At 65.9% G+C, this 20,377-nt stretch carries 20 protein-coding genes and 1 riboswitch; of the genes, 13 read left to right on the top strand and 7 right to left on the bottom strand.

What is annotated here, in order from left to right; translation table 11 throughout:
* Nucleotides 1-20: 20 nt before the first annotated feature.
* Together XI02_RS03375 and XI02_RS03370 are read right to left on the bottom strand one after the other, a co-directional pair.
* Entirely contained in the window at nucleotides 21-512 is a 492-nt protein-coding gene (locus tag XI02_RS03375) for a type II toxin-antitoxin system HicB family antitoxin (protein WP_172645969.1), read from the bottom strand.
* Between the two features lie 189 nt (nucleotides 513-701).
* On the bottom strand, nucleotides 702-1,376 hold the full coding sequence (locus XI02_RS03370) for a DUF938 domain-containing protein (protein WP_069279210.1): 675 nt from the start codon (nucleotides 1,374-1,376) through the stop codon (nucleotides 702-704).
* Between the two features lie 385 nt (nucleotides 1,377-1,761).
* Here XI02_RS03370 and soxX point away from each other — a divergent pair, with 385 nt between their 5' ends.
* From soxX to XI02_RS03330, 8 genes are all read left to right on the top strand, one after another.
* The gene (gene soxX, locus XI02_RS03365; RefSeq protein WP_172648960.1) at nucleotides 1,762-2,052 is read left to right on the top strand and encodes a sulfur oxidation c-type cytochrome SoxX; all 291 of its coding nucleotides are present in this window, start codon (nucleotides 1,762-1,764) and stop codon (nucleotides 2,050-2,052) included.
* 33 nt (nucleotides 2,053-2,085) lie between these two features.
* Nucleotides 2,086-2,580 carry a thiosulfate oxidation carrier protein SoxY gene (soxY, locus tag XI02_RS03360; RefSeq protein WP_172645970.1) on the top strand — a complete coding sequence of 165 codons (495 nt, stop codon included), beginning with the start codon at nucleotides 2,086-2,088 and terminating at the stop codon, nucleotides 2,578-2,580.
* 71 nt (nucleotides 2,581-2,651) lie between these two features.
* Entirely contained in the window at nucleotides 2,652-2,963 is a 312-nt protein-coding gene (gene soxZ, locus XI02_RS03355; RefSeq protein ID WP_016848045.1) for a thiosulfate oxidation carrier complex protein SoxZ, read from the top strand.
* Nucleotides 2,960-3,817 carry a sulfur oxidation c-type cytochrome SoxA gene (soxA, locus tag XI02_RS03350; protein WP_016848044.1) on the top strand — a complete coding sequence of 286 codons (858 nt, stop codon included), beginning with the start codon at nucleotides 2,960-2,962 and terminating at the stop codon, nucleotides 3,815-3,817. The genes soxZ and soxA overlap by 4 nt, the downstream gene beginning before the upstream one ends.
* The gene (locus XI02_RS03345; RefSeq protein WP_016848043.1) at nucleotides 3,814-4,128 is read left to right on the top strand and encodes a hypothetical protein; all 315 of its coding nucleotides are present in this window, start codon (nucleotides 3,814-3,816) and stop codon (nucleotides 4,126-4,128) included. The genes soxA and XI02_RS03345 overlap by 4 nt, the downstream gene beginning before the upstream one ends.
* Nucleotides 4,129-4,162: 34 nt before the next feature.
* A complete protein-coding gene (soxB, locus tag XI02_RS03340) occupies nucleotides 4,163-5,911 on the top strand; it encodes a thiosulfohydrolase SoxB (RefSeq protein ID WP_026192130.1) in 1,749 nt (582 codons plus the stop codon).
* The gene (locus XI02_RS03335; RefSeq protein ID WP_172645971.1) at nucleotides 5,908-6,363 is read left to right on the top strand and encodes a hypothetical protein; all 456 of its coding nucleotides are present in this window, start codon (nucleotides 5,908-5,910) and stop codon (nucleotides 6,361-6,363) included. The genes soxB and XI02_RS03335 overlap by 4 nt, the downstream gene beginning before the upstream one ends.
* A gap of 388 nt (nucleotides 6,364-6,751) precedes the next feature.
* On the top strand, nucleotides 6,752-7,792 hold the full coding sequence (locus tag XI02_RS03330; protein ID WP_172645972.1) for an MBL fold metallo-hydrolase: 1,041 nt from the start codon (nucleotides 6,752-6,754) through the stop codon (nucleotides 7,790-7,792).
* Between the two features lie 161 nt (nucleotides 7,793-7,953).
* On the opposite strand, the gene XI02_RS03325 is transcribed toward XI02_RS03330, so the two are convergent.
* From XI02_RS03325 to XI02_RS03315, 3 genes are all read right to left on the bottom strand, one after another.
* A complete protein-coding gene (locus tag XI02_RS03325) occupies nucleotides 7,954-8,769 on the bottom strand; it encodes an ABC transporter substrate-binding protein (RefSeq protein WP_194483370.1) in 816 nt (271 codons plus the stop codon).
* Nucleotides 8,770-8,978: 209 nt separating this feature from the next.
* The gene (locus tag XI02_RS03320; RefSeq protein WP_172645974.1) at nucleotides 8,979-9,752 is read right to left on the bottom strand and encodes an ABC transporter ATP-binding protein; all 774 of its coding nucleotides are present in this window, start codon (nucleotides 9,750-9,752) and stop codon (nucleotides 8,979-8,981) included.
* The gene (locus tag XI02_RS03315) at nucleotides 9,749-10,792 is read right to left on the bottom strand and encodes an iron ABC transporter permease (RefSeq protein ID WP_018269485.1); all 1,044 of its coding nucleotides are present in this window, start codon (nucleotides 10,790-10,792) and stop codon (nucleotides 9,749-9,751) included. Before XI02_RS03315 ends, XI02_RS03320 begins: the two co-directional genes overlap by 4 nt.
* Before the next feature lie 112 nt (nucleotides 10,793-10,904).
* A riboswitch (cobalamin riboswitch) is annotated at nucleotides 10,905-11,103 on the top strand.
* 108 nt (nucleotides 11,104-11,211) lie between these two features.
* Between XI02_RS03315 and XI02_RS03310 the strand changes: the two genes are divergently transcribed.
* The 3 genes from XI02_RS03310 to XI02_RS03300 all read left to right on the top strand — a co-directional run bounded on the left by XI02_RS03310 (nucleotide 11,212) and on the right by XI02_RS03300 (nucleotide 14,984).
* Nucleotides 11,212-13,479, top strand: coding sequence for a TonB-dependent receptor (locus XI02_RS03310; protein WP_172645975.1), 2,268 nt, complete (start codon nucleotides 11,212-11,214; stop codon nucleotides 13,477-13,479).
* Nucleotides 13,480-13,591: 112 nt separating this feature from the next.
* Nucleotides 13,592-13,759: a hypothetical protein gene (locus XI02_RS03305; RefSeq protein ID WP_172645976.1), complete on the top strand. Its 168-nt coding sequence runs from the start codon at nucleotides 13,592-13,594 to the stop codon at nucleotides 13,757-13,759.
* A gap of 190 nt (nucleotides 13,760-13,949) precedes the next feature.
* Entirely contained in the window at nucleotides 13,950-14,984 is a 1,035-nt protein-coding gene (locus XI02_RS03300) for an IS110 family transposase (RefSeq protein ID WP_026192254.1), read from the top strand.
* Nucleotides 14,985-15,279: 295 nt separating this feature from the next.
* Here the strand turns inward: XI02_RS03300 and XI02_RS03295 are convergent, their stop codons facing one another.
* The gene (locus tag XI02_RS03295; protein WP_172645978.1) at nucleotides 15,280-16,527 is read right to left on the bottom strand and encodes a hypothetical protein; all 1,248 of its coding nucleotides are present in this window, start codon (nucleotides 16,525-16,527) and stop codon (nucleotides 15,280-15,282) included.
* Between the two features lie 226 nt (nucleotides 16,528-16,753).
* On the opposite strand from XI02_RS03295, the gene XI02_RS03290 reads away from it, so the two are divergent.
* Nucleotides 16,754-17,992 carry an MFS transporter gene (locus XI02_RS03290; protein ID WP_172645979.1) on the top strand — a complete coding sequence of 413 codons (1,239 nt, stop codon included), beginning with the start codon at nucleotides 16,754-16,756 and terminating at the stop codon, nucleotides 17,990-17,992.
* A gap of 27 nt (nucleotides 17,993-18,019) precedes the next feature.
* On the opposite strand, the gene XI02_RS03285 is transcribed toward XI02_RS03290, so the two are convergent.
* Nucleotides 18,020-18,472 (bottom strand): MarR family winged helix-turn-helix transcriptional regulator, encoded by a 453-nt coding sequence (locus XI02_RS03285; protein ID WP_016846984.1) that lies wholly within the window; start codon nucleotides 18,470-18,472, stop codon nucleotides 18,020-18,022.
* 78 nt (nucleotides 18,473-18,550) lie between these two features.
* On the opposite strand from XI02_RS03285, the gene XI02_RS03280 reads away from it, so the two are divergent.
* Entirely contained in the window at nucleotides 18,551-20,359 is a 1,809-nt protein-coding gene (locus XI02_RS03280; RefSeq protein ID WP_172645980.1) for a chloride channel protein, read from the top strand.
* Nucleotides 20,360-20,377: the final 18 nt, after the last annotated feature.

Genomic DNA, 20,377 nt, shown 5'->3' with positions numbered 1-20,377 from the left:
ATGGTGTGACGACAGACTTTCTACCGCGCCGGCTTCTTGCCAGGCCGCTTCTCGGCGCGCAGCGCGCCGGTCTTGTGCACCTTGGAGCGCGGCCCGACGAGGTGCGGCTTGTGAACATGCCATTCAAGCGCGAGCGTCGCGGCGAAACCGAAAAAGCTCGAACGACTCATGCCGAGTCCGGCGGCATGCTTGTCGATCCGTGTGATGAGGCTCTTCGGCAAATAGACGTTGACGCGCTCGGACGGGTCGGGCGGATCGACGCCGACCATGAAGAAGGCCGCGACGTCCGAGCCCTTCGGCGCCACGATGCGCTCGATCGGGGTCGGCTCCGGCAATGGCTTGCCCTGCTCGACCCAGCCGTCGACGGTCTGCGCCAGCGTTTGCTCGGCGCGCTCGATCGCGTCTTCCTGCGATCGTCCCGCGGCAACACAGCCGGGAAAATCCGGAAACCACGCCCCGAACGCGCCGCGCGGACCGCGCTCCAGCACGGCCGGATAAAGCCGTCTCTTCATTCTGGCCTCCGTCGTCGGAGTATGCTATTTCACACACACTGGTGTGTCAAATCACACAACACGCGACATCGTGGGAGCGTGTGACAATGGACCCGCAAGCCGAACTCCGCATCATCCGCGCGGCCTATGCCAGGCAGATCCTGGCCGCCGCGCGGGCCAGGCTGGTGCCTGGCTTACGATTGAGCGCGGCTACTTGCGGGCAAAAACCAGAATCATGTTGTTGGCCGGCATTTCGAAGGTGCCGGCGAGCTTGAGCCCGACGCTTTCCGCAAGCGTCTCGAGATCGGCGATATCGCGCACCCCCCATTCGGCGTCGCGTTCGCGCAGCGACGTGTCGAATACGGCATTGCTGAGCGCGGTATGCTTGCCGCCGCGCTTGAACGGGCCGTAGAGGATCAGCCGGCCGTCGGCGCGCAGGTGCCGCGCGGCGCCGGCGAACAGGCCCTCGGCGACGCGCCACGGCGCGATGTGGATCACATTGGCGCAGAAGATCGCGAGCAGTTGGTCCGGACCTTTGCCGTCCGACGGCACGGGCGACCAGGCGGGGTCGGACAGATCGATCGGTTGCGGCGGCCGGATATTGGCGAGGCCGGCATGCACGCGCCAGGCCTCGATGCTGCGCAGGTGCGCCGCATGGAGGTCGCTCGGCCACCAGGTGATGTCGGGCGTCTGACCGGCGAAATAGACGACATGCTGGCCGGTGCCGCTGCCGGCTTCCAGCACGTCGCCGGATTGGCCGGCGAGGTGGTCCTTCAGGACGGTCCAGATCGGCTGATGGTTGCGATGGAACGCCGCCGCATCGAGCCGACCGTCCGCCTCGACCGGCTGGCCGTCCTTGCCGAACTCCACCACGAATTCCGCCACCGCGCTTCTCCCGTTAGCTGCATGTAAACCGCGCCGCCGCAACCGGCAAATGCGGAACTAGCATCGCGAGACCGCCCAACCCGTCATCCTGAGGTGCGAGCCCTTGCGAGCCTCGAAGGATGAATCGGCCACAGTCGGGCCGTCGACCCTTCGAGACGCGCTTCGCGCTCCTCAGGGTGACGGGTTTGATCTCGTCTTTGCAGAGTGCTGCTCTGACATTAACCCCATCACAACACGCCTATTCTCCGTGTTGCCAGCCGATGGCCTTTGTGCTTTCCACTCTTTATATTGCGATGGGATCATCGAGATTGAAGCCCGGGAAACGTCCTTGATCGCCACTTTCTCCAAGCCAGCCTTCGTCCTGGCGCTGCTGGCAGGCACCGCCATGACCGCGCCCGCGCAGGCCCAGTCCGCCGCCGAGGGACAGAAGCTCGCGTTCGACCGCGGCAAGGGCAATTGCCTGACCTGCCACGTCATCAAGGGCGGCGACCTGCCCGGCACGATCGGCCCCGAGCTGACCGGCCTGAAGGCCAAATACAGCCGCGACGAGCTGATCGCGATCGTGACCGACGAGACCAAGCGCAATCCGCAGACGGTGATGCCGCCGTTCGGCCGAAACCGGATATTGAGCGAAAAGGAAATCGACGCGGTGGTGGACTTCCTGCAGACGCTGTGACGCCGCGACCGTCGCTTGAGGAGATTTTTTTCGATGAACATCACGACCAGCGAATTTTTCAAAGCGCGCCGCATGGTGCTGAAGGGCGCGGGCGTCGCCGCGCTGATCGGCCTCGGGGTCATTCCGTTCGACGTGCCGCAGGCGCTCGCCGCCGCCAACGACAAATATCCCGACGACGCATTCAAGCAGAAGACCGAAGCCGACGCGATCAAGGCGCTCTATGGCAAGACCGCCGAGCCGTCGGACAAGGTCAAGATGGACGCGCCGGAGATCGCCGAGAACGGCGCTGTCGTGCCGATCTCCGCCACCACGACGCTGGCCGACGTCACCTCGATCTCGTTTCTGGTGAGCGAGAATCCGATCTCGCTGGTCGCCTCATACAGGATTCCGGCGGGCACGCTGCCGACCATCGCCAACCGCATCAAGATGGCCAAGACCAGCAACGTCACCGTGATCGTCGAGGCCGGCGGCAAGCTCTACAGCGCCAAGAAGGAAATCAAGGTCACCGTCGGCGGCTGCGGCGGCTGAGCACGCATGATCCGGAAAAGTGGGAACCGGTTTCCCGACAAGATCATGCGCAAACAATAGGGATAAACCAGATGGCATCGAGCATTCGCGTGCGCGCCACGTCAAACGGCGACACCACCGAGGTGCAGGCGCTGATCCAGCATCCGATGGATTCCGGCTTCGTCAAGGACGCCAAGGGCGAGATCATTCCGCCGCACTTCATCCAGCAGCTCACTTTCGAATATGACGGCAAGCCGGTGTTCGTCGCCGACTGGGGCGGCGGCGTCTCCAAGGACCCCTATGTCAAGTTCGCCTTTAAGGGCGGCAAGAAGGGCGACGATCTGAAGGTCAGCTGGGTCGACAACAAAGGCGCGACCGACACCACCACGGCGAAGATTCAATGACGCGGCGCCTCGCAATCCGCGCCACCATCGTCACGCTTGCGCTCGGCATGCTGGCGTGCGTGCCGGCGCGCGCGGCCGACAGCGTCGACCCCGCCGCCGACAAGGCCGCGTTCCAGAAATTCTTCACCACAAAATTCCCCAAGCTGAAGCTCGAGGATTTCGTCAACGGTCCCTATTCGATGAATGAGGACCTGCACAGGCAGTGGGAGGAGAAGGAGCAGTTTCCGCCCTACGAGTTCTCGCTCGAAGCCGGCAAGGAGATGTTCGCAACGCCGTTCAAGAACGGCAAGACCTACGCCGACTGCTTCCCGAACAAGGGCATCGGTATCCGCCAGAACTATCCCTATTTCGACGAGAAGGAAGGCAAGGTCGTCACGCTCGAGCTCGCGCTCAACCGCTGCCGCGAAGCCAATGGCGAGGCGCCGTTCTCCTATGTGAAGGACGACATGGCGGCGCTCACCGCCTACATGGCCTTCACCTCGCGCGGCAAGCCGATGGATATCAAGATCCCGAACGATCCGCGCGCGCTCGAGGCCTATCAGAAGGGCAAGGAATATTTCTACACCCGCCGCGGCCAGCTCAATTTCTCCTGCGCCACCTGCCACATCCAGAGCCCGGGCGAGCGGATCCGCGCCGAGGTGCTGGCGCCGGCACTCGGCATCCTGAACGCGATGCCGATCTACCGCTCGGAATGGAGCGGCATGGGCACGACCAGCCGCCGCTTCACCACCTGCAACAGCCAGATCCGCGGCGTGCCGCTCAATCCGCAGGACGACGAGTACCGCAACCTCGAATATTATTTGTCCTATGTCAGCAACGGCCTGCCGATTTCGGGTCCGGGAGCACGGCCATGAGCGCGGCCATCAAAGCTGTCCTCGCAGCATCGACCCTGCTGGTCGCAGCCGCGACCGGCGCCCTCGCCGCCTCCGAGGCCGACTACAAGGCGGCCTATGCCGCGGCTGAGGCCGCCAACAAGGAAGCAGGCGCCCTGCGCAACCAGTGGACCACCACCGCCTCGACGCTATCTGCCGCAAAAAAGGCCGGTGAGGCTGGTGATTTCGACACCGCAGTCGCCAAGGCCACGGAGGCCGAGGCACTGGCAAAGGCCTCGATCTTCCAGGCCACCAGCGAAAAGGAACGCTGGAAGGACATGGAAGTTCGTTAAGAGCGCGCAGGCCAGGGGCCGCGCGGAGAGAATGATGATCATCCGCCGCCGGGAATTCCTGAAAGCTGCGGCCGCCGCAACGCTGACGGCCGGCCTGCCCCGCCTTGCGCGCAGCGCCGACACCGCCAGCGTCTACGACCTCGAGCGGTTCGGCAACGCCCGCATCCTGCACATGACCGACACGCATGCGCAGCTGAAGCCGGTGTTCTTCCGCGAGCCCGGCGTCAATCTCGGCGTCGGCGCGATGGCCGGCCAGCCGCCGCACCTCGTCGGCAAGGCGTTCCTCGACCGCTTCGGCATCCGGCCCGACAGCGCCGACGCCTATGCCTTCACCTGCGTCGAGTTCGAAAAGGCCGCCGGCCGCTTCGGCCGGCTCGGCGGCTTCGCCCACCTGAAGACGCTGGTTGACAAGCTGCGCGCCGATGTCGGCGAAAAGCGTTCGATCCTGCTCGACGGCGGCGACCTCTGGCAGGGCTCGGCGCTCGCCTATGCCATGAACGGTGCCGACATGGTGGAGGCCGCCAATCTGCTCGGCATCGAGGCGATGACCGGGCACTGGGAATTCACCTATGGCGAACAGGTGCTGCGCGACAACCTCTCCCGCTTCAAGGGCGAGTTCCTGGCGCAGAACGTGTTCCTGACCGAGGAAGCCGCGTTCAACGACGCCAAGGCGTTCGACCCGGCCTCGGGGCGGGTGTTCAAGCCGTCCGTCATCAAGGAGATCGGCGGCCATCGCGTCGCGATCATCGGCCAGGCCTTCCCCTACGTGCCGATCGCGCATCCGAAGCGCTTCACGCCGGACTGGAAGTTCGGCATCCGCGACGAGGAGCTGCAGAAGCTCGTCGACGGCCATCGCAACAACGACAAGGTCGAGGCGGTGATCCTGCTGTCGCATAACGGCATGGATGTCGATCTCAAGCTCGCCAGCCGCGTCACCGGCATCGACGTCATTCTCGGCGGTCACACCCATGACGCGATCCCGATCCCGATCACGGTGACCAATGCCGGCGGCGTCACGCTGGTGACCAATGCCGGCTCCAACGGCAAGTTCATCGGCGTGCTCGATCTCGATCTGGCCAAGGGCAAGGTCGCCAATGTCCGCTACCGGCTGCTGCCGGTGTTCGCCGAACTGCTGAAGCCCGATCCTGCGATGCAGACGCTGATCGACAAGATGCGCGATCCGCATGTCGACGAATGGAACAGCAAGCTTGCCTCGGCCGACCGGCTGCTCTATCGCCGCGGCAATTTCTCCGGCACCGTCGACCAGTTGATCTGCGATGCGCTGCTGAACGAGCTCGACGCCGAGATCGCGCTGTCGCCCGGCTTCCGCTGGGGCATCACCACGCTCGCCGGCCAGCCGCTGACCATGGAAGACGTGCTGTCGGAAACCGCGATCACCTATCCGGAGACCTACGTCGCCACGATGACCGGCAGCCAGATCAAGGATGTGCTGGAAGACGTCTGCGACAATCTGTTCAACGTCGATCCCTATTATCAGCAGGGCGGCGATATGGTCCGCGTCGGCGGCCTCGCCTACACCTGCACGCCGGGTGAGAATGTCGGCAAGCGCATCTCCGAGCTGAAGCTCGGCAACGGCAAGCATCTCGAAGCCGGCAAGCACTACAAGGTCGCAGGCTGGGCCTCGGTCAACCAGCAGAGCGGCGCGCCGATCTGGGATGTCGTCGCGAGGCACCTGCGCTCCGGCCGGCCGCCGAACCGAGACGAACCCGGCGTGACGCTGAAAGGCGTCGAGGACAACCCGGGCATCGCGAGGCACGGATGACACGCCGCGCGCTGATCGCGGCGCTCGGCCTTGCTGCGCTCGCGCTGGCGACGCCGCTCGCGCGCGCCCAGCTGGCGCCGTTGCAGGACAAGCCGTTCGCCGAGCACAAGGTCGTGCTGCAGCTCTCCGACAACGATCCGAGGAAGCAGGGCCTCGTCATCAGCGTCGCCAACAATCTGATGAAGCATTACGATCCCGACAAGGTCGCGGTCGAGATCGTCGCCTTCGGCCCGGGCATCGACCTGCTCAAGCCCGACAACCCGAACCGCACGCTGGTCGAGAGCCTGGTCGCGCAAGGCGCGCGGGTCGACATCTGCCTCAACACCGTCGACACGATCGAGCGCGACAGCGGCAAGCGGCCGGACTACATCGCCGCCGCCACCCCCGTGCAGGTCGGCGTCGCACAGATCTTGCTGCTCACCGAGAACGGATACACGCTGGTGAGGCCGTAAACCTAATCGCCATCGTCCCCGACGCCACCATCGTACCATCGGGAGTGGTGCAACTGATGGAGCTGCGGGAGCAGGGCTGGAGTTTCGTGCGGCCGTAGAGCTCGCATCAGCCCAAACCCATCGAACCCGTCATCCTGAGGAGCCGCGAAGCGGCGTCTCGAAGGATGCACGGCCCCGACGCCTCCTCGCGTCCGCCCCTCCTTCCCTGAAATATCCGGGCCGTCCACCCTTCGAGGCTCGCTTCGCGAGCACCTCCAGCGACAACGGCAAAGCCGTTGCGCGGGGGTGACGGGACAGGAGTCGCACGGGGATGGATTTCCTTTGAATGGACCCTATCTATGGAATAATATCCTCCATATGACTCGGCCCGGAGAATAGGTAAGCCGTCATGATCTTTCGCCAGCTCTTCGACAGCGTATCCGGCACCTACAGCTACCTGCTCGCGAGCCGCGCCGGCGGCGAGGCACTGATCCTCGATCCGGTGCTCGAGAAGGCCGACCGCTACTGCAAGCTGCTGCAGGAACTCGACCTCAGGCTGGTCAAGGCCGTCGATACGCACCTGCATGCCGATCACGTCACCGGCCTCGGCGAGCTGCGCGACCGCACCCAGTGCATCACCATCATGGGCGAGCAGAGCAAGGCCGACGTGGTGTCGATGCGCGTCTCCGACGGCGACAAGGTGACGATCGAGGGCCTTTGCCTCGAGGCGCTGTACACGCCCGGCCACACCGACGATTCCTATAGTTATTTAATGGGCGACCGCGTCTTCACCGGCGACACGCTGCTGATCCGCGGCACCGGCCGCACCGACTTCCAGAACGGCAGCGCGCGGGCGCAGTACGATTCGATCTTCAACCGCCTGCTGAAGCTGCCGGAGGAGACCATGGTGTTCCCCGCGCATGACTACAAGGGCGACACCGTCTCCACCATCGGCGAGGAGAAGCGCTACAATCCGCGGCTGCAGGTGAAATCGATCGACGACTATGTCGAGCTGATGAACAACCTTCATCTCCCGAATCCAAAGATGATGGATGTCGCGGTGCCCGCCAACATGCATGTCGGCCTGCACCAGGACGAACTCGCCAAGGAAGGCCTCTCCCTCAGCGCGCGCGACGCCATCGCGAGCCTCGGCCGGCCCGATATCCTCCTGGTCGATTTGCGCGAGAGCGGCGAGCGGGCCAAGCACGGCACGCTCGCGGGCGCGCTGCACGCGCCCTATCCCGGAATCTGCGCCACCTTGCAGCCCGGCGGCATGCTGCGCGAAGTCGCGGCCGCAACCGGCCGCCGCGTCGTGTTCTTCTGCGCCTTCGGCGAGCGTTCGGCGATGGCGGTGGCCGCCGCGAAGAGGGCGGGGCTGGTCAACACCGCTCATATCGAAGGCGGCATCGACGCCTGGAAGAAGGCCGGCGGGCCGGTGGTGATGGGATAGTCCGTCTACCGCGCACAATCTCTACCACCGTCACCCTGAGGAGCGCACAGCGCGTCTCGAAGGGCGACGGCCCGGCTCTCTCCGAGAACATTTGGAGAGATCCGGGCCGTGCATCCTTCGAGACGCGCTGCGCGCTCCTCAGGATGACGGATGACGAAGGATCACCGCCTCACTCGCTGCAACTCTTCCGTCAGCCGATCCAGCGCATCCGCCAGCATCACGCCGCCGCACACGGTGAGCCGCTCGGGCAGCACGATGCGCTTGCTTTGCGGATAGAAGCGCTCCAGCGCCGGATGCAGCAGGAAGGCGCGGCCGTCATCTTCGGCGCGGTCGCCGGCTTCCGACACCAGGATGAAATCCGGCCGCAGTTTTACGATCGCCTCCAGCGAGGCAAATCCGCCAGCGCTGAAGCCGAGTTCGCCGGCGGCGTTGGCGAGGCCGGTTGCCGCCAGCAGCGAGCTGACCAGGCTGCCGTCGCCAGGCACAAAGCCGCGTCGCTCCAGCGGCAGCACGCGGTAATGATGCGCGCTTGCCGCCGCCCGCGCCCGGGCGGTGGCCGCATCGAAGCGCGCGATCTCGGCTTCCGCCCGATCGGGATGCTGTACCACATCGCCCATCGCGCGGATCTGGTCCTTCACTTCGTCCAGCGTGCGCGGCACCGTGAATTCGACGAGGTGCAGCCCATTGGCCTTCAACAGGTCGCGCGTCGCGCGCTTGTCGAACAGGCTGACCACGACGAGGTCAGGCTTGAGCAGCAGCACGTCCTCGGCTTCGCCGGACAGACGCGGAAAGTTTCGCGCCTTCTCCGCGGCCCAGGATTGCCAGGCATCGCGCGAGAAGCGGCTGAGGCCGATGATCTGGTCCGGATCAGCCAGCGACAGCACGAGCTGGTCGCCGCAGACATTCATCGAGACGATGCGCGGTCCGGCGGCAAATGAGATGCTCACCGGCATGAACCAAGCAAGAACCGAAAACATAAGCGCAAAACAGTGTGAAGCGAGATGGCTGCCACGCTGACGCTGAGCCCCCTCTCCCGCTTGCGGGGGAGGGTCGGGGTGGGGGTCGTGCCGCAATGAACACTCTTTGAGTGGAGAGAGCCCCCACCCATAGCGCATCTTTCGATGTGCTATGACCTCCCCCGCGAGCGGGAGAGGTGCAGCGAGTTCGCGGCAATACTCCGGCCACATCAGACGTCCGCCCACGGCACGATGACGGATTCGCGCTGAAATTCGGCACGATAGGCGCTAACCCGGAACACGCTGGCGAGGACGCTCTCCGACAATGCCTCGACAGGCGCGCCCTGCGCGGCCAGTCGTCCCTCCGCGAGCACCAGCACATGATCGGCGAAGCGCGCGGCGAGTCCCAGGTCATGCGTCACCACGATGACCAACACGCCGGTGTCGGCGACGTTGCGCAGCTTCTGCATCACGTCGATCTGGTGGCGCGGATCGAGCGAGGCGGTCGGCTCGTCGGCGAGGATCACCGGCGCCTCCACCGCAAGCACCCGGGCCAGCGCGACGCGGCTGCGCTCGCCGCCGGAGAGTTCGGTGACGCGGCGATCGCTGAATTCAGTGACGTCGACCGCCTGCATCGCGCGCAGCACCGCCTCAATATCCGTCTGCGACAGCCGCGCCGGATCGGTCGCGCCGTGCGGGTAGCGGCCGAGCGCGACGATGTCGCGCGCCGGCAGCGGCCAGTGCACCATGTGCCCCTGCGGCAGATAGGCAAAGCGCTTCGCGCGCTCGCGCAGCGGCAGCGACGCCAGCGGATCGCCGCCGATCCGGATCTCGCCGTCGGAGGGAATCAGCCCGGCCAGTGCGCGCAGCAGCGTGGTCTTGCCGGCGCCGTTCGGCCCGACCAGCGCGACCAGATGGCCCGATGGCAACGACAGCGAGACATCGTGCAGCACCTTGCGGCTGCCGAGCGAGGCATTGAGCGCGGCGGCCGAGAGCAGCGTCATGCCACGCCTCCGCCGAGCGCGCGGCGTTCGCGCATGATCAGATAGAGGAAGAACGGCACGCCGATGATCGAGGTCAGCACGCCGACCTTGATGTCCGAGGTCGAGGGGATGATGCGCACGGCGATATCGGCGGCGAGCAGCAGCGCCGAGCCGGTGAGCGCGCTCGGCACCAAGAGCCGCGCCGGATCGTGACCGATCAGCGGACGCATCAGATGCGGCGCGACGAGGCCGATGAAACCGATCGTGCCTGTCACCGCGACCGCGCCGCCGACGCCGAGCGCCACGCCCGTGATGACGAGGAGCCGCAACCGTCCGACATCGACGCCGAGGCTCTGCGCCGCCTCCTCGCCAAGCGTCAGCGCGCGGAAGGCGCTCGCCTGGCTGAGCAGGATGGCGGCGCCCGCGACGATGAAAGGCAGTGCCAGCGCCACGTGCTGGAAGCTGCGGTCCTCCAGCGAGCCGAGCAGCCAGAACGCGATCTCCAGCACCACGAACGGATTGCTCGAGAGATTCATCACCAGCGCCGTCGCCGCCCCCGCAAAGCTCGAGATCGCGAGCCCGGCGAGGATCAGGATCAAGAGCCCGGCATTGCGGCCGGCGATCGCAAGCAGCGCGAACACGGAGCCGAAGGCGGCGATGATCGCCACCACCGGCAGCGCGTAGGAGCGCACATCGGCGAGGCCCAGCGCGATCACCAGCACCGCGCCGAAGGCCGCCGATTGCGGCGCGCCGAACAGCGACGGCGAGGCCAGCGGATTGCGCAGCAGCCCTTGCAGCGCCGCACCCGACAGCCCGAGAATAGCGCCGATCGCGAATGCCAGGATGGTGCGCGGCAGGCGGATCTCGCGCACGATCACCTGCGCCACATCGCTGCCGCCGCCGAACAGCGCCTCGATCACCGCAAGCGGCGACAGCCGCACCGGCCCGATGCCGAGCGAGATCAGCAGCAGCAGGACCACGAGCGCGAGCAGCGCCGCGGTGGCGCCCCACCGGCGCCGCGCCGCGACCTCGGCCGCCAAGGCAAAATCCTGCACGCTCATTGAATCCATGCTCTTACAGCGATCGCCGTGGCAGACAAGCGACACTCGACAAAAACCGTGGTCGTGCGGCCATTGCCCGACTGCCGCCGGATTGACTTTGCCGCCCGGCCGAACCCTAGATGAACATGACGGTTCTTTCGTGAGATGAAAAGGGAATGCGGTGCGGGGAAACTTCCCCAACGCCGCGGCTGCCCCCGCAACTGTATGCGGTGAATCCTTCGTCACAGGCCACTGGGAATCTCGGTCCTGGGAAGGCGACGAAGGGTAACGACCCGCGAGCCAGGAGACCTGCCGTCAGCCGTGGTCACACGCGAGGATGCCGGTCGGGGAGTACAGGCATGAGCTTCACCTGATGCCGTGAGCACGATGGTGAGACTGGTTCGCGGTGACGTGCCACTGACGTTGCCGAGGCCTCGCTTATGTTCTCCTTCCCTTTTCATCGGCGGCACCGCGCGCTTCTGCTCGCGTCGACGGTGATCGCGCCGGCTATCCTTGTCCCCGCCGCGCGGGCGCAGCAGGCGCCCGCTCCCGATCAGCTGCCGGCGATCGAAGTCACCAAGCCGGGCGACCAGAACGTCACGCGCGCCAGGCCGGCCGCCGACGAAGCGCCGGCGCCGCGCCGCCCGGCGCCGGGCACCACGCAGAGTAACAATACGGGCAGCGGCAGCGGATCTGGCACGACAGGGAGCGGCGTGGCCACCGGAACGGGTGGCAGCGGTAGCGGCCGCCAGTTCGCCGGCATTGTCGGCTCCTCCTCGGCCGTGATCACCGCCGACGACATCGCACATTCGCCGGTGCAGTCACTGCCGGAGATTCTCGCGCAGGTGCCGGGCGTGCAGCTGCAAACGCCCTATGGCGGGCCGAACGGCGCCAAGACGTCGGTCGACCTGCGCGGCTTCGGCGCATTCGCGACCGACAATACCCTTTTCCTGCTCAACGGCCGCCGCCTTAACGACGTCGACAAGGCCGGCTTCGACCTCACCACGATCCCGCTCGATTCCATCGAGCGAATCGAGATCACGCGCGGCAACAGCGGCGCCGTGCTTTACGGCGACAACGCGGTGGGCGGCGTCGTCAACATCATCACCAAGACCGGCGTCGGCGGCCCGCCGACGACGATGCGGGCCGAGGCCGGAATCGGCTCGTTCAACACCCGCATGGCCGCGGTCTCCGCGGCGCTCAATTCCGGACCGTGGTCCACCTCATTCTACGGCAACGGCATCAAATCCGACGGCTACCGCGTCAACAATGCGCTCGACCAGCGCAACGCGGTCGGCAACATCAACTACACCACGCCTGATCTCACCGCCTTCCTCACCGTCACCGGCAGCGACCAGAAGCTCGGCCTGCCCGGCGGACGGCTGGTCGATCCGTCGATCGGCGTCAACGAGCTGCTCACCGATCGCCGCGGCGCCGCGACGCCCTTCGACTACGCCAACCAGCAGACCGCGAGCATCACCGCCGGCTTCACCAGGACGCTGATCAACGGCGTCGACCTGATCGTCGACGGCGGCTGGCGACAGCGCGAGACGCAGAGCGGCTTCTTCGGCACGGTGCCGACCATCAGCTTCGCTTCGACCTACAATGACGCCGCGCTGCAGACCTGGTCGCTCACGCCGCGGCTCAGCGTCAAGAATGTGATGCTGGGGATGCCGTCGACGATCCTGACCGGCATCGACTATTACGATTCGACTTTCCGCGAGGCGCGCGGCGCCTATCGGGGCGTCGACCCGTTCCACATCTACAATATCGAGCAGCAGTCCGTGGCCGGCTACTGGCAGCACACGATCGGCGTGCTGCCGACGACCGACTTCTCCTACGGCGCGCGCGTGCAGAACACCAGCGTCTCGGCGCGCGATCGCTACGACCCGAACGCGCCGTTCGCGTTCGACGCGCAGGCGGCACCGCTCGACAGCAACGAGACGCAATACGCGCTGCATGTCGGTGTCGAGCATCGCCTGACCGACACCTTCTCGGTGTTCGGCCGCGCGGCACGCGCATTCCGCACGCCTGATGTCGACGAACGCGTCGCGTCGGGTCCGTCATTCGACCCGCTGACCTTCGCCCCGATCCCGCAGACGTTCCAGCTCAAGACCCAGACCTCGCAGGACGTCGAGGGCGGCTTTCGCGTCAGGACCAACCGCTTCCAGGTCCAAACCAGCGTCTATCTGATGGATCTCGAGAACGAGATCCATTTCAACCCGGTGCTGTTCTTCAACACCAACCTCGACCCCACCCGCCGCTATGGCTCGGAGACCAGCGCGGCGCTCAAGGTCAGCGACAGCGTCACCCTGCGCGGCGGCATGGCGATCACCCGCGCGGTCTTCCGCGAAGGCATCTGGGCCGGCAACGACGTGCCGCTGGTGTCGCGCTACACCGGTAATCTCGGCGTGACCTGGAATATCTGGCAGAACTATCTGGTGTTCGACGCCACGGTGCGGGCCTGGAGCTCGCGCATCATGGACAACGACCAGGCCAACATCCAGAGCCGGATTCCCGGCAACGCCACCGCCGACATCAAGCTGAGCGGGCAATATGACCGCTTCTTCTGGTCGCTGAGCGTGAACAACCTGTTCAACGCGCTCTATTACGACTACGCCATCGCGAGCACGTTCACGGAGGGCCGCTTCTCGGCCTATCCGCTGCCCGGCCGCACCTACATGGTAAAGGCCGGCGCGACGTTTTAGAGCTATCCGGTGGGACGGGGTGTGACTCCGCCGTACCCTCTCATCACGTTACAAGCGTCCGCAAACTGGAGTAGAATTCCGGCAGCTGATTTGACCCGTGCAGGGGAAACGCATGGCCAAGGCCGGAAAGACGAGCAAGGACGGCGCCAAGACCAAAGACAAGACCGACGACAAGTCGAAGAAGCCTCCGCCGCCCGCAGCGCTGCAGGACGATGACTATTACGAGGACGGCGACATCGCCACGCCGAAGCTCGACGGCAATGATGACGAGCCGTTGTAGGACGATATCCATCCCAGCGTCGTCCCGGCGAAAGCCGGGACCCATACTCCGCGGCGGCTGTCGTGAATGGGACTCGTCGTTCCACCATCGCCCACCAATAACCATTCGTGGTTGATGGGGTGGACGGCCCCCTACGGCATCAGTTGTGCCAGAATGAGGTTGTTGCAAATCTCAGACAAGGGAGCCGTCCGTGAGAGAGATTATCCGCATCGGTATGGATACGTCGAAGCATATTTTTGTGCTGCATGGGGTTGATGCAGCCGAGCAGGTTGTGTTGCGCAAGAAGCTGTCGCGGAAGCAGGTGCTGGATTTCTTCGCCAAGTTACCGCCGACGGTGATCGGGATGGAGGCCTGCGGAGGCTCGCAGCATTGGGCGCGAGAGCTTGGCAAGCTCGGCCATGAGGTCAAGCTGATGGCCCCGCAACTGGTGAAGCCCTACGTGATGCGGAACAAGAACGACGGGCGGGATGCGGAAGGGCTGTGTGAAGCGATGGGCCGGCCGAGCATGCGCTTTGTGCCGGTCAAGACGGCCGAGCAACAGGCCGCGCTGATGCTGACGGGTATCCGCGATGGATTGATCGCCCGGCGCACCCAGCTTGGCAATACGATCCGTGGCCATGCGGCGGAGTTCGGCCTGATCGCAGCCAAAGGGGTCGACAAGGTCGAGCCGCTGCTGGCGCGGATTGCGCAGGACGAGACGCTTCCCGCCCTGGCGCGCGAGTTGTTTGTCGTGCTGGGCCGCGAGTACGCCAGGCTCGAGGGCGAGCTTGGGGAGATCGAAGCCAAGCTGATGGCCTGGCACCGATCCGATGCCACGGGTCGGCGTCTGGCGCAGATCCCCTCGATCGGTCCAATCATTGCGACGATGCTGGTGATGAAGACGCCGGATCCGCTTGCCTTCCGTTCCGGCCGGCACTTTGCGGCTTGGCTCGGCCTCACACCTCAAGACCATTCCACCGGCGGCAAGACCAGGCTCGGCAAGATTACGCGGGCGGGCGACGAGGACTTGCGACGGCTGCTGGTGATCGGGGCCACGGCGGTGATCCAGCAGGCCAGGCGCGGGCGCGGTCATCACTCGCGCTGGCTGCTGGCACTGATCCAGCGCAAGCCGCCGAAGCTTGCGGCCGTGGCGCTCGCCAACAAGGTGGCCCGCATCGCCTGGAAGCTGATGGCAACAGGTGAGAGCTACGATGTGGCACGGATGAATCCCATTCCGGCCACCTAACAGATTGGCCGGCCGGCGGGCTCGCTCGCCGGTCGACCCGGAGCTGCAGGAGCAGATGGAGCGATCGATCGAGCAACGATGCGAGACAATCCGTGGGACCCATCGGCCGTCAACAGGTCGCCTGGTTGTTTGGAACTCGCATCGCGCAACCCATCTTGGCCAGCGATCGACCCGATCGCACTCAACAGGCCGGACATATGGATGCAAGCGATCCGATCTCACCAAAAAGCTCTTGTGCCACGGGGGCCGTCCACATATGGGTCCCGGCTTTCGCCGGGACGACCTGGGGATAGAGTTAGGCGAAATCCTCGCCCTCGATCATCCTGATACTACTGCGATCGAGCAGATGCGCGCCAAAACCGCCGCGCGCCAGCGACGAGGCGATCTGCGGCGATGCCAGCAGCAACGCCGTGGTCATCGCCAGCGGCACGGCGCTGAGCCAGTCGAGCCGCACCGGCGTCAGCTCTTCGCTGCTGCCCCGATAGTGCCCTTCGCCCGTGGCGATGCGGCCGCATTCCCGGATCAGGTCACGCCGCGTGCCATCGCGCGATGCACTGCCGAGCAGCGCCTGCATCGCCAGATGCGTCCGCACCCCGGCGCGGCCCTCGGCCAGCGGCGCCGGGGTCTCGCCGCGCGAGACGCGCAACAGCAAATCGACCAGATCGACGCCCGACTGAAAGGCGTTCATCGGCTCGACCAGCCGCGGGTTGCAATCGATCAGCAGCGGCGTTGCGCTGTCGAGCGGCATGATGACGTCGACCGAGAGCGCACCGTGCCAACGAAGATGCGCGCCGATGGTCTCGAGGCCGGCGCGGATCGCCGGCCGGCTCACGCTCTCCTTGATCGCCTCGCCGCCGCCGACACCGGCCGCAATCTGGCGGTAGGCATGGAAGCCGACAAGCGTGCCGTGGCAGAACACCGACTGCGCCTTCTCGACCGTGCCGGTGACCAGATCCTGCGCCAGCACCTCGCCGGCAAAATCGTCCGCGGACTCGAGGTCGTAGAGCGCACGATTGAGATCGCCGGTATCGCGCACGAACCAGACGCCGCGGCTGGCGGTGCCGACCGACGTCTTGACCACGGATGGAAACCGCACCGCCTCGCGCAGCTCCTCGGCCGAGGTCACGATCCGGGTCGGCGGCTGCGGCAGGCCGAGCCGGTCGAGCAGGCGGCTGAAGCCGGCCTTGCTGTGCACGGCGCGGTAGCTGGCGAAATCCGGCAGCGCGAGGCCGGTACGTGATGCCAGCCCCGCCGCGGCGCGGGCGAACAGAAAGCCCTGTTCATGCGTCGGCAGCAGCACATCGAAATGCCGCAACGCCAACAGGCGCTCGACGAAGCGCAGGAAGCCGGCCGGATCTGACCGCAGCGGCGGACAATGGTGGTATTTGCGGACGAAGCGGGAGTAGCGCGCCAGGCACCAGCGCGAGGGGTCGCAAACCTCGACGTGATGGCCGGCCAGCCCCAGGATCGTGATCGCCTCGCGGCCGGAGGTGCTGGAGCCCTCTGACACGAGCACCCGGAGCTGCTTTTTGACGTCGATCATGACCGATCATCACCGCACGGCCACACTTTGTCGCCGCCTTTAATGCCGCATGTGTCGATCCGGCACGCCCGCGCCGGGGGCAGCCATGCACCCGCGTTCATGGACAATTAGCGGCCAGCCTCTATTTTCGGCTGGCCCTGCCGGGCATCTTGTTTGACGCGTTTTCTTCACGCGAACCGGTACCCACTTCGCTTGAAAACGCTATGGAACTGGGGTTTTCGACGACATGGTCGACGTTCTGGCCGCACCGCAGCAAGCGAAGGCCGACAGTGCGCTGCGCACGCTGACGGGGATTTCGGTCGCCCATTGGGTCAGCCATTTCCATATCTTCGTGCTGCCGATGTTGTTCCCGTTCCTGAAGCAGCAGCTCGGCGTCGGCTATGTCGAGCTCGGCCTCGCGCTGACGGTGTTCGCGGTGGTCTCCGGGCTGACCCAGGCGCCGATCGGTTACCTCGCCGACCATATCGGCGCGCGCAAGATCCTGTTGATCGGACTGACCGTCGGCGGTTGCGCGCTGATCGGGCTCGGCCTGCATCTCAGCTATACGTCGCTGATCGTCTGCGCGGTGCTGCTTGGCCTCGCCAACAGCGTCTATCATCCGGCCGACTATGCAATCCTCTCGGCTCATATGGACGAGGCGCGGATGGGCCGCGCCTTCTCGATCCACACCTTCGCCGGCTTCCTCGGCGGCGCGGTTGCGCCCGCGATCATGGCGGCACTCGTGGCCTCGATCGGCGGCCTCGGCGCGCTGATCGTCGCCGGCGCGGTCGGTCCGCTGGCGGCGCTGTTCCTGATCGTGCTCGGCATTCCCGATGCCGGCGCCAACAAGAACAAGTCAAAGGACGACACGGCATCGAAGGCGAGCGTGATCACGCCAGCGCTGATGGTGCTGACAGCCTTCTTCACGCTGCTCAGCCTGTCGACCTCGGGCATCAACAATTTCGGCGTGGTCGCACTGATGGGCGGTTACGGCGCGTCGTTCTCGACCGCCAATATCGCGCTGACCGCGTTCCTCGGCGCCAGCGCGGCCGGCGTGCTCGCCGGCGGCTATCTCGCCGACTGGACCCATCGCCACAGCCAGGTCGCCGCGGCTTGCTTCGCGGTCAATGCCGCCCTCGTGCTGCTGATTGCGCTGCTCAACCTGCCGCCCGTGGCGCTCACGCTGGCGATGGGGCTCGCCGGATTCCTCGGCGGCGTGATCGCGCCGTCCCGCGACATGATGGTGCGCAACGCGGCCCCGCCCGGCGCCGCCGGCCGCGCCTTCGGCATCGTCTCCACCGGCTTCAATTTCGGCGGCATCGTCAGCCCGCTGCTGTTCGGCTGGATCATGGACCAGCACATGCCGCACTGGGTGTTCGGCGCCTCCGTGGTGTTCATGGTGCTGACCGTGCTGCTTGCTCTGGTTACCGAGCGCAAGCCGCAGGCTTCGGCGTATCAGGCCGAGACCGCCAGCCCGCGCGCCTGACGCGCGAACGTCGTGCGTGCGGCGCGGTCATTCCGACCGTCGCGACAGCACCTGCTTCAGGAGCGGCTCGATCCGCGACAGCTCATCGAGATGGACCGCCGACAATTCGGCGAGATGATCGGCCGCAAGGCCGGTTAATTTCAGCAGCACCCGCCGCTGGTCGGCGGGATCGAGCACGCGCTCGACCAGCCCGGCCTCGGACAACCGGTCGACCAGTTCGACCGTGGTGTGGTGACGAAGCCGCAGCCGTTCGGCCAGATCACCGACCGCAACCGGCCCGCCGCCCGGATACCCCCTGATCGCCAGCAAGGCCTGATGCTGCCGCGGCGTCAGGCCCGCGGCCTTCGCGGCATCCTGGCTGAACTCCAGAAACCGGCGGATCAGATAGCGAAATTGCGACAGCGCCTCGTAATCGGCCTGGTTGGGAACCCGCTTTGGGTCCTGCCTCGGCGATTTCGACGGTCCTTTCAACGCTGTCATTCGATGTCTCCCGCTTGTAATTATATCGTAATGCGATATGACGCCCCGCGTCCACTTCATCCGAGCCTTACGCCACCAATGAGTGTCATTTCCACCAAATCGAGCGCCTCCGCCAAGACCAGTGCCAAGATCGGCGACAAAGCGAGCCACCTCCTGAGCGACTTCACGACCGATCCCCGCGTCGTGGTGATCTCGGCGATCGCCGTGTTCGTCTCCGCCGCCGGCGTGCTGGCCGGTGCGGGACTGCTGCAGCTGATCAAGCTTGCCACCAACATCGCCTATTTCGGCCAATTCAGCTTCGCCGACCTGAAATTGCAGGATTCGCCGCTCGGGCTCTGGACCGTGCTGGTGCCGGTCGCGGGCTCGCTGATCATCGGCCTGATGGCGCGTTTCGGCAGCGAGAAGATCCGCGGGCACGGCATCCCGGAAGCCATCGAGGCCATCCTGCTCGGCCGTTCCCGGCTCGACCCCAAGGTCGCGATCCTGAAGCCGTTGTCGTCGGCGGTATCGATCGGCACCGGCGGCCCGTTCGGCGCCGAGGGCCCGATCATCATGACGGGCGGCGCGATCGGCTCGCTGATCGCGCAGATGCTCCCGGTCAGCGACAACGAGCGCAAGACCCTGCTGGTGGCGGGCGCCGCAGCCGGCATGACCACCGTGTTCGGAACGCCGATCGCCGCGATCATGCTCGCGGTCGAACTGTTGCTGTTCGAATGGACGCCGCGCAGCTTCATTCCCGTCACCGTTGCCGCCGTGGTGGCGGCGGTCGGACGCACCTTCCCGCACATGCCCGCGCCGCTGTTTCCGTTCACCGGCGGCGTCGACATCTCGGTGCTGCAGCTCGGCGCCTGGATGCTGATCGGAATCCTCTCCGGGCTGCTGTCGGGCGTGCTCACCCAACTGGTTTATGGCTGCGAGGACATCTTCCTCAAGCTGCCGATCCACTGGATGTGGTGGCCGCTGATCGGCGGCCTGGTGGTCGGCCTCGGCGGACTGATCGAGCCGCAGGCGCTCGGCGTCGGCTATGACAACCTCGCGTCGATGCTGAGCGGCGACGTCGTGCTGAGGGCCGCGCTGCTGCTGCTCGTGGTGAAGGCCGTCATCTGGTCGGTCGCGCTCGGCTCGGGCACGTCGGGCGGCGTGCTGGCGCCGCTGCTCATCATGGGCGGTGCGATGGGAACGGCGCTGAGCGGCTATCTGCCTGAAGCGAGCCCCGGCTTCTGGGCGTTGCTGGCGATGGCGGCGACGATGGGCGGCACGATGCGCTCGCCGCTGACCGCGACCTTCTTCGCCGTCGAGCTCACCGGCAACACCCATGTGCTGTTGCCGTTGATCGCAGCCTGCGGCACCGCGCATGGCGTCACCGTGCTGCTGATGCGGCGCTCGATCCTGACCGAGAAGGTGGCGCGGCGCGGCCATCATCTGGTCCGCGAGTACCGCGTCGATCCGTTCGCGCTGACCCGCGTGCGCGACGTCATGACCAAGGCGGTCGAGACCGTCGCCGACACCATGACGCTGCACGGCGCGGCCGCCTTCCTGACCAACCCGAAGACAGCTCACCCGAGCTTTCCCGTCGTCGACGCCAACCATCACGTGCTCGGCGTGATCGACCCGCCTTCCGTGCTGCGCTGGCGCCGCGCCGGCAAGCATCGCACCGCGACGCTCAAGCAGCTGCTGGCCGGCACCAAGATCACCGTCGCCTATTCCGACGAATATCTCGACCGGCTCGCCGACCGCCTGATGCAGGTCAACGTCTCGCATCTGCCGGTGATCTCGCGCGAGGATCAGCGCCTCGTCGGCTATATCGGCTGGAAGGACCTGATGCGGGTGCGCGCGAGGCTGCAGGCCGAAGAGACCCAGAAGACAGCGTTCTTCGGCGCTCGATAGGTTCGCGGCGAGTTGCCC

This window comes from Bradyrhizobium sp. CCBAU 21365 (genome assembly GCF_015291305.1).
GTDB classification, from domain to species: domain Bacteria; phylum Pseudomonadota; class Alphaproteobacteria; order Rhizobiales; family Xanthobacteraceae; genus Bradyrhizobium; species Bradyrhizobium elkanii.
Note: the sequence above shows the minus strand (reverse complement) of the source record. Positions and strands in the feature narration are given on the sequence as shown.

Excerpts from the sequence above, each read along its gene's own strand:
- soxY (WP_172645970.1), top strand. The coding sequence starts at position 2,086 with ATGAACATCACGACCAGCGAATTTTTCAAAGCGCGCCGCATGGTGCTG.
- XI02_RS03310 (WP_172645975.1), top strand. The coding sequence starts at position 11,212 with ATGTTCTCCTTCCCTTTTCATCGGCGGCACCGCGCGCTTCTGCTCGCG.
- XI02_RS03375 (WP_172645969.1), bottom strand. The coding sequence starts at position 512 with ATGAAGAGACGGCTTTATCCGGCCGTGCTGGAGCGCGGTCCGCGCGGC.
- soxX (WP_172648960.1), top strand. The coding sequence starts at position 1,762 with ATGACCGCGCCCGCGCAGGCCCAGTCCGCCGCCGAGGGACAGAAGCTC.
- XI02_RS03325 (WP_194483370.1), bottom strand. The coding sequence starts at position 8,769 with ATGTTTTCGGTTCTTGCTTGGTTCATGCCGGTGAGCATCTCATTTGCC.
- XI02_RS03295 (WP_172645978.1), bottom strand. The coding sequence starts at position 16,527 with ATGATCGACGTCAAAAAGCAGCTCCGGGTGCTCGTGTCAGAGGGCTCC.
- XI02_RS03345 (WP_016848043.1), top strand. The coding sequence starts at position 3,814 with ATGAGCGCGGCCATCAAAGCTGTCCTCGCAGCATCGACCCTGCTGGTC.
- XI02_RS03330 (WP_172645972.1), top strand. The coding sequence starts at position 6,752 with ATGATCTTTCGCCAGCTCTTCGACAGCGTATCCGGCACCTACAGCTAC.
- XI02_RS03315 (WP_018269485.1), bottom strand. The coding sequence starts at position 10,792 with ATGAGCGTGCAGGATTTTGCCTTGGCGGCCGAGGTCGCGGCGCGGCGC.
- soxB (WP_026192130.1), top strand. The coding sequence starts at position 4,163 with ATGATCATCCGCCGCCGGGAATTCCTGAAAGCTGCGGCCGCCGCAACG.
- soxA (WP_016848044.1), top strand. The coding sequence starts at position 2,960 with ATGACGCGGCGCCTCGCAATCCGCGCCACCATCGTCACGCTTGCGCTC.
- XI02_RS03280 (WP_172645980.1), top strand. The coding sequence starts at position 18,551 with ATGAGTGTCATTTCCACCAAATCGAGCGCCTCCGCCAAGACCAGTGCC.
- XI02_RS03335 (WP_172645971.1), top strand. The coding sequence starts at position 5,908 with ATGACACGCCGCGCGCTGATCGCGGCGCTCGGCCTTGCTGCGCTCGCG.
- XI02_RS03285 (WP_016846984.1), bottom strand. The coding sequence starts at position 18,472 with ATGACAGCGTTGAAAGGACCGTCGAAATCGCCGAGGCAGGACCCAAAG.
- XI02_RS03290 (WP_172645979.1), top strand. The coding sequence starts at position 16,754 with ATGGTCGACGTTCTGGCCGCACCGCAGCAAGCGAAGGCCGACAGTGCG.
- XI02_RS03320 (WP_172645974.1), bottom strand. The coding sequence starts at position 9,752 with ATGACGCTGCTCTCGGCCGCCGCGCTCAATGCCTCGCTCGGCAGCCGC.
- XI02_RS03305 (WP_172645976.1), top strand. The coding sequence starts at position 13,592 with ATGGCCAAGGCCGGAAAGACGAGCAAGGACGGCGCCAAGACCAAAGAC.
- soxZ (WP_016848045.1), top strand. The coding sequence starts at position 2,652 with ATGGCATCGAGCATTCGCGTGCGCGCCACGTCAAACGGCGACACCACC.